14 protein-coding genes are annotated in these 14,552 nt (G+C 65.6%); 6 read left to right on the top strand and 8 right to left on the bottom strand.

The genetic code is table 11. The features are described from left to right. The first annotated feature begins 134 nt into the window (after positions 1-134). Together ATO3_RS07395 and ATO3_RS07390 are read left to right on the top strand one after the other, a co-directional pair. Positions 135-1,016, top strand: a complete 882-nt coding sequence (locus ATO3_RS07395; RefSeq protein ID WP_233152058.1) for an MlaA family lipoprotein — start codon at positions 135-137, stop codon at positions 1,014-1,016. Next, a complete protein-coding gene (locus ATO3_RS07390; protein ID WP_088649177.1) occupies positions 1,006-1,614 on the top strand; it encodes an MlaC/ttg2D family ABC transporter substrate-binding protein in 609 nt (202 codons plus the stop codon). Before ATO3_RS07395 ends, ATO3_RS07390 begins: the two co-directional genes overlap by 11 nt. 283 nt (positions 1,615-1,897) lie before the next feature. On the opposite strand, the gene ATO3_RS07385 is transcribed toward ATO3_RS07390, so the two are convergent. Further along, positions 1,898-4,168, bottom strand: a complete 2,271-nt coding sequence (locus tag ATO3_RS07385; RefSeq protein WP_088649176.1) for a transglycosylase domain-containing protein — start codon at positions 4,166-4,168, stop codon at positions 1,898-1,900. A gap of 263 nt (positions 4,169-4,431) precedes the next feature. On the opposite strand from ATO3_RS07385, the gene ATO3_RS07380 reads away from it, so the two are divergent. Further along, positions 4,432-4,770 (top strand): P-II family nitrogen regulator, encoded by a 339-nt coding sequence (locus tag ATO3_RS07380; RefSeq protein ID WP_088649366.1) that lies wholly within the window; start codon positions 4,432-4,434, stop codon positions 4,768-4,770. A gap of 28 nt (positions 4,771-4,798) precedes the next feature. Then, on the top strand, positions 4,799-6,151 hold the full coding sequence (locus tag ATO3_RS07375; RefSeq protein WP_088649175.1) for an ammonium transporter: 1,353 nt from the start codon (positions 4,799-4,801) through the stop codon (positions 6,149-6,151). A gap of 379 nt (positions 6,152-6,530) precedes the next feature. Here the strand turns inward: ATO3_RS07375 and ATO3_RS07370 are convergent, their stop codons facing one another. From ATO3_RS07370 to ATO3_RS07350, 5 genes are all read right to left on the bottom strand, one after another. Continuing rightward, positions 6,531-7,130 (bottom strand): MliC family protein, encoded by a 600-nt coding sequence (locus ATO3_RS07370; RefSeq protein WP_088649174.1) that lies wholly within the window; start codon positions 7,128-7,130, stop codon positions 6,531-6,533. Between the two features lie 16 nt (positions 7,131-7,146). Further along, positions 7,147-8,331 (bottom strand): amino acid aminotransferase, encoded by a 1,185-nt coding sequence (locus ATO3_RS07365; RefSeq protein WP_088649173.1) that lies wholly within the window; start codon positions 8,329-8,331, stop codon positions 7,147-7,149. Next, entirely contained in the window at positions 8,331-9,185 is an 855-nt protein-coding gene (sseA, locus tag ATO3_RS07360; protein ID WP_088649172.1) for a 3-mercaptopyruvate sulfurtransferase, read from the bottom strand. Before sseA ends, ATO3_RS07365 begins: the two co-directional genes overlap by 1 nt. Positions 9,186-9,313: 128 nt before the next feature. Continuing rightward, the gene (gene smpB, locus ATO3_RS07355; RefSeq protein WP_088649171.1) at positions 9,314-9,790 is read right to left on the bottom strand and encodes an SsrA-binding protein SmpB; all 477 of its coding nucleotides are present in this window, start codon (positions 9,788-9,790) and stop codon (positions 9,314-9,316) included. A gap of 136 nt (positions 9,791-9,926) precedes the next feature. Then, positions 9,927-10,745: a sulfotransferase family protein gene (locus ATO3_RS07350; protein ID WP_088649170.1), complete on the bottom strand. Its 819-nt coding sequence runs from the start codon at positions 10,743-10,745 to the stop codon at positions 9,927-9,929. Positions 10,746-10,890: 145 nt separating this feature from the next. Between ATO3_RS07350 and ATO3_RS07345 the strand changes: the two genes are divergently transcribed. Continuing rightward, complete coding sequence (locus tag ATO3_RS07345; protein ID WP_088649169.1) at positions 10,891-12,468, top strand: DUF5928 domain-containing protein; 1,578 nt, start codon at positions 10,891-10,893, stop codon at positions 12,466-12,468. A gap of 100 nt (positions 12,469-12,568) precedes the next feature. On the opposite strand, the gene ATO3_RS07340 is transcribed toward ATO3_RS07345, so the two are convergent. Then, positions 12,569-13,213, bottom strand: coding sequence for a DUF1523 family protein (locus ATO3_RS07340; protein ID WP_088649168.1), 645 nt, complete (start codon positions 13,211-13,213; stop codon positions 12,569-12,571). Between the two features lie 9 nt (positions 13,214-13,222). After that, entirely contained in the window at positions 13,223-13,489 is a 267-nt protein-coding gene (locus ATO3_RS07335; RefSeq protein WP_088649167.1) for a hypothetical protein, read from the bottom strand. 447 nt (positions 13,490-13,936) lie between these two features. On the opposite strand from ATO3_RS07335, the gene ATO3_RS07330 reads away from it, so the two are divergent. After that, positions 13,937-14,494, top strand: a complete 558-nt coding sequence (locus ATO3_RS07330) for a hypothetical protein (protein ID WP_088649166.1) — start codon at positions 13,937-13,939, stop codon at positions 14,492-14,494. Positions 14,495-14,552 lie beyond the last annotated feature (58 nt).

Raw genomic sequence — 14,552 nt, 5'->3', positions numbered from 1 at the left:
GTTTCAAAACGGCTCATTATCACGTATGTCGCCATCATTGATGGTGGCATATCTGCACCGCACAGCCACGTCAGGTTTGGCGTCGCGGCATTTCGTCTTATGTGGCTTTGAAACACGTTCGTCAGAGGTCCCCCTTGCAAGAACATCCTCCCGTCCAGCCCCATGCGCCCCGCCTCGCGCGCTGGTGTGCCGTCCTGCTTCTGCCGCTTCTGGCGGCCTGCAGCACCCCGCCCGCCGGCCAGATCGCCGAGACGGGCGTGTACGACCCCTACGAGAAACAGAACCGCGCGGTGCACCAGTTCAACAAGGGCTTTGACCGCTATGCCTTCCGGCCCGCCGGGGTCGGGTTCAGCGCCGTCGTTCCGGACCCGATCGAGGACAGCATCGGCTATTTCTCGGACAACCTCGGCATGCCCAAGGTGATGATCAACGCGCTGCTGCAGGGGGATTTCGAGAATTTCGGCTGGGCGCTGGCGCGGTTCCTGATGAACTCCACCATCGGCGGCTTCGGCCTGTCGGATCCGGCGTCGGAATTCGGCGTGCCGGTGGTCGACAAGGATTTCGGGCAGACGTTGCATGTCTGGGGCGCCAAGGAAGGCGCCTATCTCGAACTCCCGTTCTACGGCCCGTCGACCGAACGCGACACCGTGGGCATCATGGTCGACATCTGGCTGAACCCGTTCTCGTTCATCGGCGACAACCCGCTGGGCGATGCGACGCTGTATTCCAAGGGCGGCGAGCTGCTGTCGGACCGGGGCCGCTATGCCGGTACGATCGACTCTGTTCTCTATGAAAGTACAGACAGTTACGCCACCGCGCGGGTGATCTATCTGCAGAACCGCCGGTTCGAACTGGGAACAAGTGGCAGCGAGGAAGCGTTCGATCCCTACGCCGATCCGTATGACGACCCCTATGCTGATCCGTCTGCGGCTGGCGCGGCCCCTTCCACTGTTGCCGCGGCAGACCCATATTCGGATCCGTATTTCGATCCCTACGAGGACCCCTATGCTCAATAGTCCAGTTACCCGCCGCTTCTGCCTGCAGGGCTCGCTTGCCACCGCGTTCGCCGCGCTCACCACGAGCCCCGCGCTGGCTCTGACCCAGAACGGTGCCACGGCGCTGGTCCGGCAGGTGGTGGACGAGATCAACCGCGTCATCGCCTCGGGCCAGTCCGAGGCGGCGATGATCCGCGATTTCGAAAGGCTGTTCACGCGCTACGCCGACGTGCCGATTATGGCGCGCTACGCGCTTGGCCCGGATGCGCGCACCGTCAGCGCGGCCGAAATGCAGCGCTTCACCAACGCCTTCTCGGGCTACATCGCCAACAAGTACGGGCGGCGCTTCCGGGAATTCATCGGCGGCTCGGTCGAGGTCACCTCGGCTCGCGCGATCAAGAACGGCTACGAGGTGCGTTCGACGGTCAAGCTGCGCGGCGAGGCGCCCTTCGAGATGTCTCTGCTGGTCTCCGACCGGTCGGGCAGCGACAAGTTCTACAACCTCTTCATCGAGGGTGTGAACCTGCTGCTGACCGAGCGCACCGAGATCGGCGCGCTGCTCGACCGCAACGGCGGCAACGTGAACAAGATGATCACCGCGCTGGAAGGCATGTCCTGATCCGGCGCCCGCCGGACCGCGCGGCGGTCCGGCCTTCCGGGTGTCGACCCGGCGCTTCGGCCCCTGGCAGGGCCTCCCCCGACGATCGTTCCGACCAGAGGTTTTCCGGCACCTGCGTGCCGGCCGGGGGCGCGCCCGGCTACGCCGGGCGCGCGGCCTGCCCCCACCCCGCCAAGGGGGAGGAGAGCAGAGCGCAAATCCTTACAAATGGTAAATCCGGCGCTGTAACCCCTTGATATTTCAAAGGGCGCAATGTGTCCCACGCGTGGGACACGGGATCGCCTCAGCCGCCGAACAGGTCCTTCAGAACCCGGTCCACCGCCGCGCCGAGCCCGCCGCCGCGCTCCTGGCGCTGGGGCTGCTGCCTGGCCTGGCCGCCGCCCGTGCCGGCGTCCGGATTGGCCTGGGCCGTGACGCCCGGCGAGTCGACCGCCGCGGGCCCGTTCATCGGCGGCCGCATCGGCAGCTCGTGCACCGGCAGGCCCTCGTGGACGCGGATCATCACCTCCTGCCAGATCTCGGCCGGCAGCCCGCCGCCGGTCACGCCCGACAGCGGCGTGTTGTCGTCGTAGCCCATCCAGACGCCGGCCACGTAATCCGCCGTGAAGCCCAGGAACCAGGCGTCGCGCGCGGCCTGGGTGGTGCCCGTCTTGCCCGCCGCCTGCCGGTCCGGCAGCCGCGCCCGGCTGCCCGTCCCTTCCGAGACGACCTTCTCCATCATCCAGATCAGCTGCTCGGCCGCCTCGGTGCGGATCACCCGTTCACCGATGCCGCCCCCGGCGCCCATCAACGGCTCGTCCTCGCCCAGCAGCTGCAGCTGCGTGAGCCCGTAGGGCGTCACCGAGGAGCCGCCGTTCAGGATGCCCGCATAGGCGCCCGTCATCTCGATCAGCGTGGATTCCGACGCCCCCAGCGCCAGCGCCGGCCCGTCGGCCAGGTCGCTCTCGATCCCGAAGTCCGAGGCCACCTTGCGCACCAGCTCGCGGCCCACGGCCTCGGACACCTTCACCGCCGGAACGTTCAGCGAATCCTCCAGCGCCCGGGTCAGGGTCACCCGGCCGTAATGCTTGTTGGTGTAGTTCTTCGGGCACCACTGGCCGGAGCCGGGAATGTCCATGCACCAGGGTTCGTCGATCACGGTGTCGTTCGGCGAATGCCCAAGCTCGAGCGCGGTGGCGTAGACGAAGGGCTTGAAGCTGGAACCGGTCTGCCGCAGCGCCTGGGTGGCGCGGTTGAAGGCGCCGGCGAACTGCTTCTTCCGCCCGCCGACCATGGCCCGGACCGCGCCGTCGGCCGACATCACCACGATCGCCGCCTGGGCCTTGGACCCTTCGCGGACCTTCTCCTCGAACACGTAATCCAGCGCCTCCTCGGCCGCGCGCTGGATGCGGCGGTCGAGCGTGGTGCGGATGATCACGTCCTCGGTCGTGTTGCGGGTGAAATACTCGGGGCCCGACGACATCACCCAGTCGGCGAAATACCCGCCGGCGGTCTCGGCCGCGGCCTCGGACAGCTCGGCCGGGTTCGCCAGCGCCGCCTGCGCCTCCTCGGCAGAGAGATAGCTTTGCTCTTCCATCAGGCCGACGATCACCGCCGCGCGGTCGCGGGCGCGCTGCAGGTTGTTGGTGGGGGCATAGCGCGTGGGCGCCACCAGCAGGCCGGCCAGCATGGCCGCCTCGGCCGGGTTCACCCGCGCCGCGCCCTTGCCGAAGTAGCGCTGGCTCGCCGCTTCGAAGCCGCGCGTGCCCTCGCCCAGGTAGACGCGGTTCATGTAGATCGCCAGCACGGCGTCCTTGCCGTACTTGGCCTCCATCGCCATGGCATAGACGGCCTCTTTGACCTTGCGCCAGAGCGTGGTGCGGCGGCAGTCGTTTTCATAGGCGGCCTCGCTCTCCCATTCCTCGGGATCGTAGGGCACGCCCAGGCAGATCAGCTTCGCGGTCTGCTGGGTGATGGTCGAGCCACCGTGTCCATCCAGCGGCCCGCGCCCCTCGCGCAGGTTGATCCGCACGGCGCTGGCCACGCCCCGGGGCGAGACCCCGAAATGCCGGTAGAAGCGGCGGTCCTCGGTGGCGATGATGGCGTTCTTGAGATGCGGCGAGACGGTATCGGCCGTGACCACGCCGCCGAACTGGTCGCCACGCCAGGCAAAGACCTCTCCGCGGTCGTCGAGCATCGTGACAGAGCCGCGGGCGCGACCGTCCAGCAGCTCGGTATAGCTGGGCAGGGTGGAATAGACATAGAAGACGGCGGCCCCGACCAGCAGCACCATGATCAGGCCGAGCCGACAGGTCAGGCCCCAGACCAGCCCGAGAATGAAACCGAAGAGGGCGCGCAGCATGCCCAGAGGCCCACGCCGCGGTCCCGACCCGCCGGAGCCGCCGCGCCCCGAGGTCTTGCGCCCCGAGCTCCGCTTGGTCGACTTGGACCCGGTCGCGCGGCCGGGTTTGGCGGCGCTGGCCTTCGTCGTCTTGCGCTTCGGGCGGGCGGGCGTCGTGGCGCCGTATCGCTTCTCGGCCACCACGGGGGGGCGGCGCCGGGATGAATCACTCATTGTTTGCTCTGCTCGGCCTGCGGTTTTCTGTGCAGTCTACCTTTGTTTGGCCCCCTTGTAACGCGGATGCCACGGGGACACACGTTTACATTTTGATTACTTTTTAATCGATTCTCTGTTCGCGATTAATTTTTGAGCATCTGCCCATTGCAAAGCCGTTCGAAATCAGGGGATCTGGCCCTGCTCAGGTTCCCTTCGCGCGGTGATCCCGGTTCTTTGCGAGAGCACAAATGCAGGACGACCTGCCAAGCAAGGGGACAAAGGTGAAACTCATCATTGCGACAATCAAGCCGTTCAAGCTGGAGGAGGTCCGCGAGGCGCTGACCGAGGCTGGTGTGCGCGGCATGATGGTGACGGAAATCAAGGGCTTCGGATCCCAGTCCGGGCACACGGAGATCTATCGCGGTGCCGAATACGCCGTGAACTTCGTGCCAAAGATCAAGCTGGAAATCGTGGTGTCCGACGCCGCCGTCGACCAGGTGGTCGAGACGGTCGCGAAGACGGCACAGACCGGCAAGATCGGCGACGGCAAGATCTTTGTGCTGGATGTCGAACAGGCGATCCGCGTGCGGACCGGTGAAACCAACGACGACGCGCTCTGAGACCGCGATCAAGCAAGGAAAGAGGAACATGAAACTTCACAAGACCCTTCCGGTCGCCCTGGCAGCTGCAACCGTGCCTGCGCTGGCCTTCGCGCAGGACGCGGAGCTGCCCGCCGGCGTGGCGGCCTCGACGGACTCCGTCTTCATCTTCAACTCGCTGCTGTTCCTGATCGGCGGCTTCCTGGTGTTCTGGATGGCCGCGGGCTTTGCCATGCTCGAAGCCGGCCTGGTGCGTTCGAAGAACGTGACCATGCAGCTGACCAAGAACGTCGCGCTGTTCGGCCTGGCGGCGATCTTCTATTACCTGATCGGCTACAACCTGATGTACCCGCTCGGCAACTGGTCCATCGGGACCGATGAGACCGGCGGCTACCTTGGCGCCTTCGGCGTTGCCGTCCTGGAAGGCGTGGGCGTCACCCGCGACGCCGCCGACGATTACGGCTATGCCTCGACCGGCTCGGACTTCTTCTTCCAGCTGATGTTCTGCGCCACCACCGCGTCGATCGTGTCCGGTACGCTTGCCGAACGCATCAAGCTGTGGCCCTTCCTGATCTTCGTCATCATCCTGACCGCGCTGATCTACCCGATCCAGGCGTCCTGGAAATGGGGCGGCGGCTTCCTCGACAGCCAGTACGGTTTCCTCGACTTCGCCGGTTCGACCGTCGTGCACTCGGTCGGTGGCTGGGCGGCTCTCGCCGGTGCGCTGATCCTCGGCCCCCGTCTGGGCAAGTACTCGGCCGGCCGTGTGACCCCGATGCTGGGCTCCAACCTGCCGCTCGCGACGCTGGGGACGTTCATCCTGTGGCTCGGCTGGTTCGGCTTCAACGGCGGTTCGCAGCTGGCGATGGGCACCGTGGGTGACGTGTCGGACGTGTCGCGCATCTTCGCCAACACCAACACCGCAGCCGCGGGTGGCGCGATCGCCGCGCTGATCCTGACGCAGGTGATGTACGGCAAGGTCGATCTGACCATGGTTCTCAACGGTGCGCTGGCCGGCCTGGTGTCGATCACCGCGGAACCGCTGACGCCGACGCTGGGTGCCGCGACGATCATCGGCGCCATCGGCGGTGTGATCGTGGTCTTCGCCGTGCCGATGCTGGACAAGCTGAAGATCGACGACGTGGTCGGCGCCATTCCGGTGCACCTGTTCGCAGGCATCTGGGGCACGCTGGCCGTGCTGCTGACGAACTCGGACGCGACCCTGATGGGTCAGCTGATCCCGATCATCATCGTCGGCGTCTTCGTCTTCGTCGTCTCGGGCATCGTCTGGTTCATCCTCAACGCCATCGTGGGCATCCGCGTCAGCGAAGAGGAAGAGATCAACGGGCTCGATATGGCCGAGCTGGGCATGGAAGCCTATCCGGAGTTCTCCAAGGGCTGAACCTCCTTCCAATCAGCCTGAAACCTGGCCCGGGCGTCTCGTGCGCCCGGGCTTTTTCTGTCCTGGTGCCCTGTTCTGAAGCGTGGTGCGGGGCGGGCGGCGGAGCGGCGGAGTATTTGGCCAAAGGTGAAGATAGGGGGGGCCGTGCCATGGGCCCGGGCGCGGCGCCTGCGGCAGACGGGCAAAGGGTGCCCTTTTCCGGGCCGATGTCAGGGGGTGGACAGGGCGGTCTGGAGTATTTGTCTCCAAGAAGAAGACAGGGGGCCGCGCCCGTGGTCCCGCGCCGGCGCCAAGCGGGGGTGGGCCGCGGTGTGATTGCGGCCGGGTGCGACGATCGGGCGGGTGGGAGCGCGGCGGCGGCGCGGGGCCGGAGCCTCCCTCAGCCGATGTCGTCTTCCTGGCAGGCGTGATCGGTGCCGTCCTGCGTCCAGGTGGCGTCGGAGCCCTTGATCCAGAAGACCATGTCGTCAGAGGCGTAGCGCGAGCCGGAGCCGGACATGGCGATCGGCAGGACACGGACGTTCTCCAGCCACCGAAGCACCACCACGGGATCGCCGGCATTCACGAAGGTTGCGCTCAGGGGCGCGTCCATGCCGTCGCAGACATAGGCGTAGGGGCCCATGGACGGGCCGTCTTCGGCCCGTGCGTCGGCATATTCGCGGCGCAGCTCGTCAATGCGGATCGCGTACTCGTCGCGGACGCAGGTGCCGAGGTCGTCGGCCTTCCAGCACTCGTCGCGGCCCTTGACCCAGCCGCGCTGGTAGGCGCGCAGTTCGTCCTGGCCGTCCGGCGTGATGTTGGGCCCGTTCAGCGCCAGCGCGAAGAGCCGCGACACCTCCACGTCCATCTCCGACAGCGCAGGCGAGGCACAGACGGCCTCTTCGGCCGAGCTTTCCGCCTTCGCGCAATCGAAGGAGGGCTGTGCCCATGCGGCCAGCGGCCAGAGCAGCAGGGTCAGTCCGGTCGCCGCGTATCGCATGGAAGATGTCCTTCTGTCAGCCGGCCGTTTCGGCAATCGCATTGGCCAGGATCGGCACGGTGTTGGCGTTCAGCCCGGCGATGTTCAGCCGGCTGTCCCCCACCATGTAGATCGCATGGTCGGCACGCAAGCGCTCGACGATCTCGGGCGGCAGGCCAAGGCGCGAGAACATGCCCCGGTGCTGCGCGATAAAGGCATAGCGGTCGGATCCGGTCAGGCGGCGCAGCTCGGTCGCCAGCTGCTCGCGCAGCTTCAGCATGCCGCTGCGCATCTCTTCCAGCTCGGCCTTCCAATCGGCGCGCAGGGCGTCGTCGGTCAGGATCATCGTCACCAGCCGCGCGCCGTGATCGGGCGGGAAGGAGAAGTTTTGCCGGTTCAGGTGCGCCAGGGTGCCCTGAGTCACGGCGACCTGCCCCGCCTCCTGCGAGACGGCCATCAGCAGGCCGGCCCGTTCGCGGTAGACGCCGAAGTTCTTCGAGCAGCTCGCCGCGATCAGGCATTCGGGCACCGACGAGGCGATCAGCCGGGTGGCCGCCGCATCGTCCTCGAGCCCGTCGCCGAAGCCCTGGTAGGCGAGGTCGATCATCGGCGTCGCGCCGGTCTCCTGCAGGATCGCGACGATGGCCTTCCAGTCGGCGGAATTCGGGTTGGCGCCGGTCGGGTTGTGACAGCACCCGTGCAGCAGCACCACGTCGCCCTTCCGCGCGCCCTTCAGGTCGGCCAGCATCCCCTCGACATCGACGCCGCAGGTTTCCTCGTCGAAATAGCGGTAGGGCACCATTTCCAGCCCGACATGCTTCAGCATCGAGATATGGTTCGGCCAGGTCGGATCGGACACGAAGACCCGGACCGAGGGGTTGGCCAGCTTGATCAGCTCGAACGCCTGGCGCACGGCGCCCGTGCCGCCGGGGGTGGCGACGGCGGCGATGTGATCACGCTCGACGCTGCCGGCGAAGATCAGCGAGATCAGCGCATCGGCATAGGCCGGATCGCCGGCGAGGCCGGTGTAGGCCTTGGTCGTCTGTTCCTGCCAGAGTTGCTGTTCCGCGGCCTTCACGGCGCGCATCACCGGGGTCACGCCCTCGGGGTTCTTGTAGACGCCGACGCCAAGGTCGATCTTGTCGGCCCGCGGATCCTCGCGGTAGGCGGCCATGAGCGACAGGATCTTGTCGGCTGGCTGCGGCTTGAGCGTTTCGAACATCAGGCGTCTCCCGTGGCGATGGGCAGCGTCGGCGACAGGCCCCATTCGGACCATGAGCCGTCGTAGATTGCGTAGTCGGTTTTCCCGAGTCGTTCCAGCGCGAGCCCGAGGATACAGGCGCTGACCCCCGACCCGCAGGAGGTGATCACGGGTTTGGACAGGTCGGCCCCGGCGGCGGTGAAGGTCTCGCGCAGGGCATCGGGCTCCTTCATGGTGCCATCAGCGTTCAGCACCTGCGACCAGGGCACGTTGACCGACCCGGGGATATGGCCGGCGCGCAGCCCCTCGCGCGGTTCGGGCGCGTCGCCGCGGAACCGTTCGGGCGAGCGGGCGTCGATGATCGTGTGATCGCCCAGCTTGGACGCGGCCGAGACCTGGGTCACGTCGCGGATCAGGTTGTTCTGCACGCGCACCGTCATGTGGCGGTCGCGGATGACGGGGGGCAGATCCTCGATCTCGCGGCCCTCGGCCTTCCACTTGGCAAATCCGCCGTCCAGCACGGCGACGTCCATCTGCCCCATGAACCGGAACAGCCACCAGACGCGCGGTGCCGAGAAGATGCCGTGCCCGTCATAGACCACCACCTGGTGGCCGTCGCCCACGCCCATGGCGCGCAGGCGGGACATGAACTTCTCGACCGGCGGCACCATGTGCGGCAGGTCCGAACGGTGGTCCGAGATCTCGTCTATATCGAAGAAGCGGGCGCCTGGGATGTGCCCGGCCTCGTATTCGGCCTTCGCATCGCGCTCCATCGCCGGCAGGTACCACGACGCATCGATGATCCGCAGATCCGGATCCTTCAGGTGCGCGGCCAGCCATTCCGTCGACACGAGCGTCCTGGGATCGTCCTGCATGTCTTCCCTCCTGAAACGGGTCCTCGATTTCCGTACCGATTGCCGGACGGAGAGGCAAGTCATCACGGCAGGGCCGGGGCGGCCGCGGACCCGGCCCCGGGGGGGCAGAGGCGCGGCTTGCCGGTGGATCAGGCGTTGTCCTTCAGAAGCCGCTGCTTCTGGCGGTTCCAGTCGCGCTTGGCCGCGGTTTCGCGCTTGTCGTGGTTCTGCTTGCCCTTGGCGACGCCCAGCTTGATCTTGGCGATCCCGCGATGGTTGAAATACATCACCAGCGGCACCAGCGTCATGCCCTTGCGCTGGGTCGCGCTCCAGAGGTCGGACAGTTCCTTGCGCGAGACCAGCAGCTTGCGGCGGCGCCGTTCCTCGTGCGGGAACATCTTGGCCTGTTCGTAGGGCGCGATGTAGCTGTTCACCAGCCAAAGCTCGCCATTCTCGACCGCCGCATAGCTTTCGGCGATGTTGCCGCCGTGCTGGCGCAGCGATTTCACCTCGGACCCCTGCAGCTGGATCCCGCATTCGACATCCCTGTCGATCGCGTAATCGAAGCGCGCCCGCCGGTTCTCGGCGATCACCTTGTAGTTGGGATCTGATTTCTGCTTGGCCATGGAGAGCCGATCTAGGGCTTTGTGGGACCAACATCAAGGCTCCGCCCCGGTCGCGCGGGGTGGGCCACGATACGCTGTCGGCCGCCGCGCCCTCTCAGGGGTGGGGCGCGACCGGGGCGGGGCCGTCGTCTCGGCGTCAGTCCGACAGTTTCGCGTGCACCTCGTCGAGGTCGATCTCGCCCACCGGCATCTTGTTGCCCGGGTTGTCGCGGTCATAGCGGAACAGGGCGAAATCGCGGTGATAGATCTCGTAGACCAGGTGCATCGCCAGGTCGTCGAAATAGTCTTCGACCGGATGCGCCCGTTTCGGGCCGTGGCCCTCGCTTTCGTTGAAGCGCGGGATGGTGGTCAGGTCCACCTGATGCGGCGTCTCGGTCCGGTCCAGAACCCTCTGCATCCCGTCGTTGAAGGCCTCGGTCCAGAAGATATCGTCGTAGCGCCCGCCATTGGTGATGAAGGTCGAGACATGGCCCGAGGTCGAGGACCAGTGGATGTCCGGGTCCATCGGCCGGCGCCAGCGGATCGAATCGCGCGCAAACAGCAGGAAGCGGCGGAACGACCGGATCTGGTCGAACTCCTGCTTGCCGTCGTCGCCGCCGACCTCGATCCCGTATTTCTGGATCAGCATCGGCACCAGGTTGCCGCGATAGCGTTTGCCGTTGCGCTGGATGCCGCAGATCTTGTCGAAGAACGACGACAGGATCCGCGCATAGGGATTGCGCACGAAGGTGAAGGCATAGGCCGAATGCTGCGTCACCGCCCGGGTGATCGGCCCCTGGCTGGCATCATGTGCCCACTTGTGCAGCCCGTCCTGGGCATCGTGGATATCGCCGTCGAAGAACCGCCCGTGATCCGAATAATACATGATCTGGCCGATGGTCGAGCAGGCGCATTTGGGCACCACGCGGTACACCATGCTCTCGCTCTCCGTCATCCAGGTTCCCGGAAACCCCATCTGCCCTGCCCTCTTCTTCACCCGGCGGGTTCTGCCGCGCCGCTATCAAACCACCAAAAAACCAACAAAGTTTGTTTATTCAATGGGCCGTTATCATTATCAGGGTAGCCCAAGAGCAGTCCAGAGCCCCAAGCAAGGCCCGTGAATGGCCAAGATCGCCTACATCCTTCTGTGCCACAAGGACCCCGAAGCCATCATCCGTCAGGCCAACCGGCTGACGGCAACGGGCGATTACATCTCGATCCATTTCGACGCCAGCGCAGGCCCCGGCCCTTACAGGGCCATCCAGGAGGCGCTCGGCGACAACCCTTCGGTCTGTTTCGCCGCAAAGCGGCTGCGCTGCGGCTGGGGGGAATGGTCGCTCGTGCAGGCCACGCTCAACGCGGTCGAGGCGGCGCTGGAAAGCTTCCCGCGCGCCACGCATTTCTACATGGTGTCGGGCGATTGCATGGCGATCAAGACCTCGGAATACGTGCATGATTTCCTCGACACCGAAGACTGCGACTATATCGAAAGCTTCGATTTCTTCACCAGCGACTGGATCAAGACCGGGTTCAAGGAAGAGCGGCTGATCTACCGCCACTACTTCAACGAGCGCACACGCAAATGGTGGTTCTACACCTCCTACACGTGGCAGAAGCGGCTGGGTCTTACGCGCAAGGTGCCGGCGGACCTTCAGATGCAGATCGGCAGCCAGTGGTGGTGCCTGCGCCGTCGTACCCTTGAGCTGATCCTGGAGTTCGCCAGCCAGCGGCCCGACGTGATGCGCTTCTTCCGCACCACCTGGATCCCGGACGAGACGTTCTTTCAGACCATGGTCCGCCACCTCGTGCCCGAGACCGAGATCCGCAACCGCACCCTGACCTTCCTGATGTTCACCGACTACGGGATGCCCGTGGTCTTCTACAACGACCATTACGACCTGCTTCTGTCGCAGGACAGCCTGTTCGCCCGCAAGATCAGCCCCGAGGCGACCGAGCTGCGCGCGCGGCTCGGCCTGCTCTATGCCACCCAGGGGATCGACTTCCGGATTTCGGACGAGGGCCGCAACCTGTTCAGGTTCCTCACCGGGCGCGGCCGCATCGGCCGCCGCTTTGCGCCCCGGTTCTGGGAGGCCGAGGCCAGCGTGGGCCGCGAGCGCGAGCTGATGGTCGTCGTCTGCAAGAAATGGCATGTCGCCAAGCGGATCGTCGAGAGCATGCGCCAGGTGACGAACCTGCCGGCGGTGGATTACCTGTTCAACGAAGAGGACACGCCCCTGCCCTATCTCGGCGGAATCCAGTCCTCGCTGGAGAAACGCGCGCGGCACCGGCGGGCGATGATGCGGATGCTTTTCGACTATTTCGAAAGCGACCGGCTGATCATCTGCCTCGATCCCTCGAACATAGAGCTGCTGCACGATTTCTACGCCGACCGGTCCACCACCAAGGTGCTGGAGATCGAGTGCGAATTCTCGGACGAATACCTGGTGGGCCATGCCAAGCGCGTCGGCCTGGCCGGAGAGCTGACCAGCGGCGCCACGCTGGAGCGCCTGCTGCCGACGATCCGCAACGATGTCGCGCAGGAGACCGACAACCTGCGCGATGCCGGGTTCTCGGATTACCACCAGCTGAACGAGCGCGCGAGCGAAGAGGCCAATGCCGACCAGATCGCGCCCTTTCTGTCCATCGGCCATGACCAGGCGCTTGAGATCGCGCGGACGCCCCACCTGTTCTCGGACTGACCTTGCGCCCCGCGCCAGGGACGTGCCGGCAACGAAAAAGGCCCCGCCATGTGGCGAGGCCCGTCCATCCTGCTGTCCCGGCGCGGCGTCGGCTGCGGGGTCAGGTCTGTTTCCAGTCCGCCAGCCAGCGGCGGAATCGTCCCGTCCGGCCAGCGCGCTCGTCGCTTGCGGCCTCGAACCGGTCCGTCACGTCCTCGATCAACGGGTCAAAGCGTTTTTCGCGAAATCTCTTGAACCGGCGGTGGATGACGTAGGCCAGGATGGCCAGGCCCGCGAGAAAGATGATGTTGAAGTAGTTGACCACCTTGTAGTCCGGGCTGTCGACCGCCTTCATCGACACGGCGTTCGGGTAGATCGAAAAGATCTCGACCCGCCAGCCGTAGTACCGGACCGACACCCATCTGGGATCGGCCGAGTTCGATTGCAGGTCGCTGGCCTCGGCCTGCACGTTGGAGGAATTCAGCTTGAAATAGGGCGGCCAGATCCAGCCGGTGTCCTCGTTGCGATAGACCCGGGTCTTCCCGTTCGGCCGCACGGCCGAGATGAAAAAGACGTCCCGCGACGCGGTCCCCTCGGCTTCGCCCACTCCGGCGTTGGACCAGAAGATCGAATTGTCGCCGAAATCCACGCGCCGCACATCGGTGCTGACGATGCGCACCACGTCATGCCGCGGCAGCGTGTAGAACAGGACCGAGGCGATCAGACCCCAGAACACGATGATAATCGCCCACTTGATATACGTCATCTCTGCCTCTCAACTGTAGTTTGTCAGATAGACCATGAGCGCGATGAGGCAAAGGGGAACGACGTAAATCGCCAGAAGCATCTTGCGCCGGAACGAGCCCGCGTAATCCTCCAGCCCGTCCTCGATAAAGGCGTCGCGGTCGCCGGTCATGCCCTCTTCCTCCCATTCCTCCTCCAGCCGGTCGCGGGCGCGCGCGCGGGCCCGGAAGGCGGCCACGGCATACACCAGGCTGAGGATGATCAGAAGCGGGATCAGCATGCGCAACAGGCTGATCATGGGCCTTCCCCCCAGGCGCCCGGCCCGAAGGTCCTGCCGGGGGTGGCGGGACGGGGCGTCGGGAAGAGGGTTCGGATCATGGGCAGCACAGCCTGTCTTTCTGCGCGCCGGCCCGGACGGCCCGGCGCTCTTGGCCCAGACTAGGACGGGGGCCCACCGGGCCGCAACAGCGGACGCGCGGCACGATCTTCTGCCTGACTGCGGCAAAATTCGGTGCCGGGATCGTGGGCGCCCTGATAGCTGCCGGACAAGTGGCGATAAAACCTTGTGTGCAATATGAAATTTGTCTGGCCGGTGGCGATGGCGGTCGACCCCGCCGGGTGCAAAAGATGAGGCACGTGGGCAAAATTACGCATTCCCCCATTGGTCCAGGGCGGTACGAAGAACAGGCGCCCCAGGGCGCAGAGTTGAAGTCACCATTTCCAGAATTTCCGGAGGCCAACCCATATGCGCCGTTCATTCCTTGCCGTTTCCGTCCTGTCCCTGTCCGCCGCCCTGCCCGCTCATGCCGACGACGTCACCGATGCGCTGCAAAACGCCATCACCTCCTACGAGGAGGGCGATATCGGCTATGCGATGGAGGAGCTGGATTACGCCAAACAGCTCATGGCCTCGATGAAGGCCGACGCGCTGACCGGCTTCCTGCCCGAGGCGCCCGACGGCTGGACCCGCGAGGTCAACACCGAAATGGGTGCCGGGCTGGCCATGATGGGCGGCGGCACCGGGGCCGAAGCGGATTACAGCAGCGACAGCGGGTCGTTCACGATCACGCTGATGGCCGACAATCCGATGGTTGCCGGGATGGCCGCGGCCCTTGGCAATGCCGGCGCGATGGGCGCCAAGATCGAGCGCGTGGGCCGCGAGAAGTTCATGGTGCAGGACAGCGAGATCACCGGGCTGATCGACAAGCGTATCCTGGTCCAGGCCAAGGGCGATGACATCGACATGATGCTCGACCTTCTGAAATCCATGGATTTCAAGAGCCTGGCCGATTTCGGCCGCTAAGCCGGGCAGCGCAGCCCGGTCCACCAAGCCGCAAAAGCGGCCCGCGCATGGGGATGCG

The sequence above is a fragment of the Marinibacterium profundimaris genome (genome assembly GCF_002210095.1).
GTDB classification, from domain to species: Bacteria; Pseudomonadota; Alphaproteobacteria; order Rhodobacterales; family Rhodobacteraceae; genus Marinibacterium; species Marinibacterium profundimaris.
The sequence above is the reverse complement of the archived record's forward strand: the minus strand, read 5'-3'. Positions and strand labels throughout refer to the sequence as shown.

Excerpts from the sequence above, each read along its gene's own strand:
- ATO3_RS07385 (WP_088649176.1), bottom strand. The coding sequence starts at position 4,168 with ATGAGTGATTCATCCCGGCGCCGCCCCCCCGTGGTGGCCGAGAAGCGA.
- ATO3_RS07335 (WP_088649167.1), bottom strand. The coding sequence starts at position 13,489 with ATGATCAGCCTGTTGCGCATGCTGATCCCGCTTCTGATCATCCTCAGC.
- ATO3_RS07345 (WP_088649169.1), top strand. The coding sequence starts at position 10,891 with ATGGCCAAGATCGCCTACATCCTTCTGTGCCACAAGGACCCCGAAGCC.
- ATO3_RS07340 (WP_088649168.1), bottom strand. The coding sequence starts at position 13,213 with ATGACGTATATCAAGTGGGCGATTATCATCGTGTTCTGGGGTCTGATC.
- ATO3_RS07330 (WP_088649166.1), top strand. The coding sequence starts at position 13,937 with ATGCGCCGTTCATTCCTTGCCGTTTCCGTCCTGTCCCTGTCCGCCGCC.
- ATO3_RS07350 (WP_088649170.1), bottom strand. The coding sequence starts at position 10,745 with ATGGGGTTTCCGGGAACCTGGATGACGGAGAGCGAGAGCATGGTGTAC.
- ATO3_RS07365 (WP_088649173.1), bottom strand. The coding sequence starts at position 8,331 with ATGTTCGAAACGCTCAAGCCGCAGCCAGCCGACAAGATCCTGTCGCTC.
- ATO3_RS07390 (WP_088649177.1), top strand. The coding sequence starts at position 1,006 with ATGCTCAATAGTCCAGTTACCCGCCGCTTCTGCCTGCAGGGCTCGCTT.
- ATO3_RS07375 (WP_088649175.1), top strand. The coding sequence starts at position 4,799 with ATGAAACTTCACAAGACCCTTCCGGTCGCCCTGGCAGCTGCAACCGTG.
- ATO3_RS07370 (WP_088649174.1), bottom strand. The coding sequence starts at position 7,130 with ATGCGATACGCGGCGACCGGACTGACCCTGCTGCTCTGGCCGCTGGCC.
- smpB (WP_088649171.1), bottom strand. The coding sequence starts at position 9,790 with ATGGCCAAGCAGAAATCAGATCCCAACTACAAGGTGATCGCCGAGAAC.
- sseA (WP_088649172.1), bottom strand. The coding sequence starts at position 9,185 with ATGCAGGACGATCCCAGGACGCTCGTGTCGACGGAATGGCTGGCCGCG.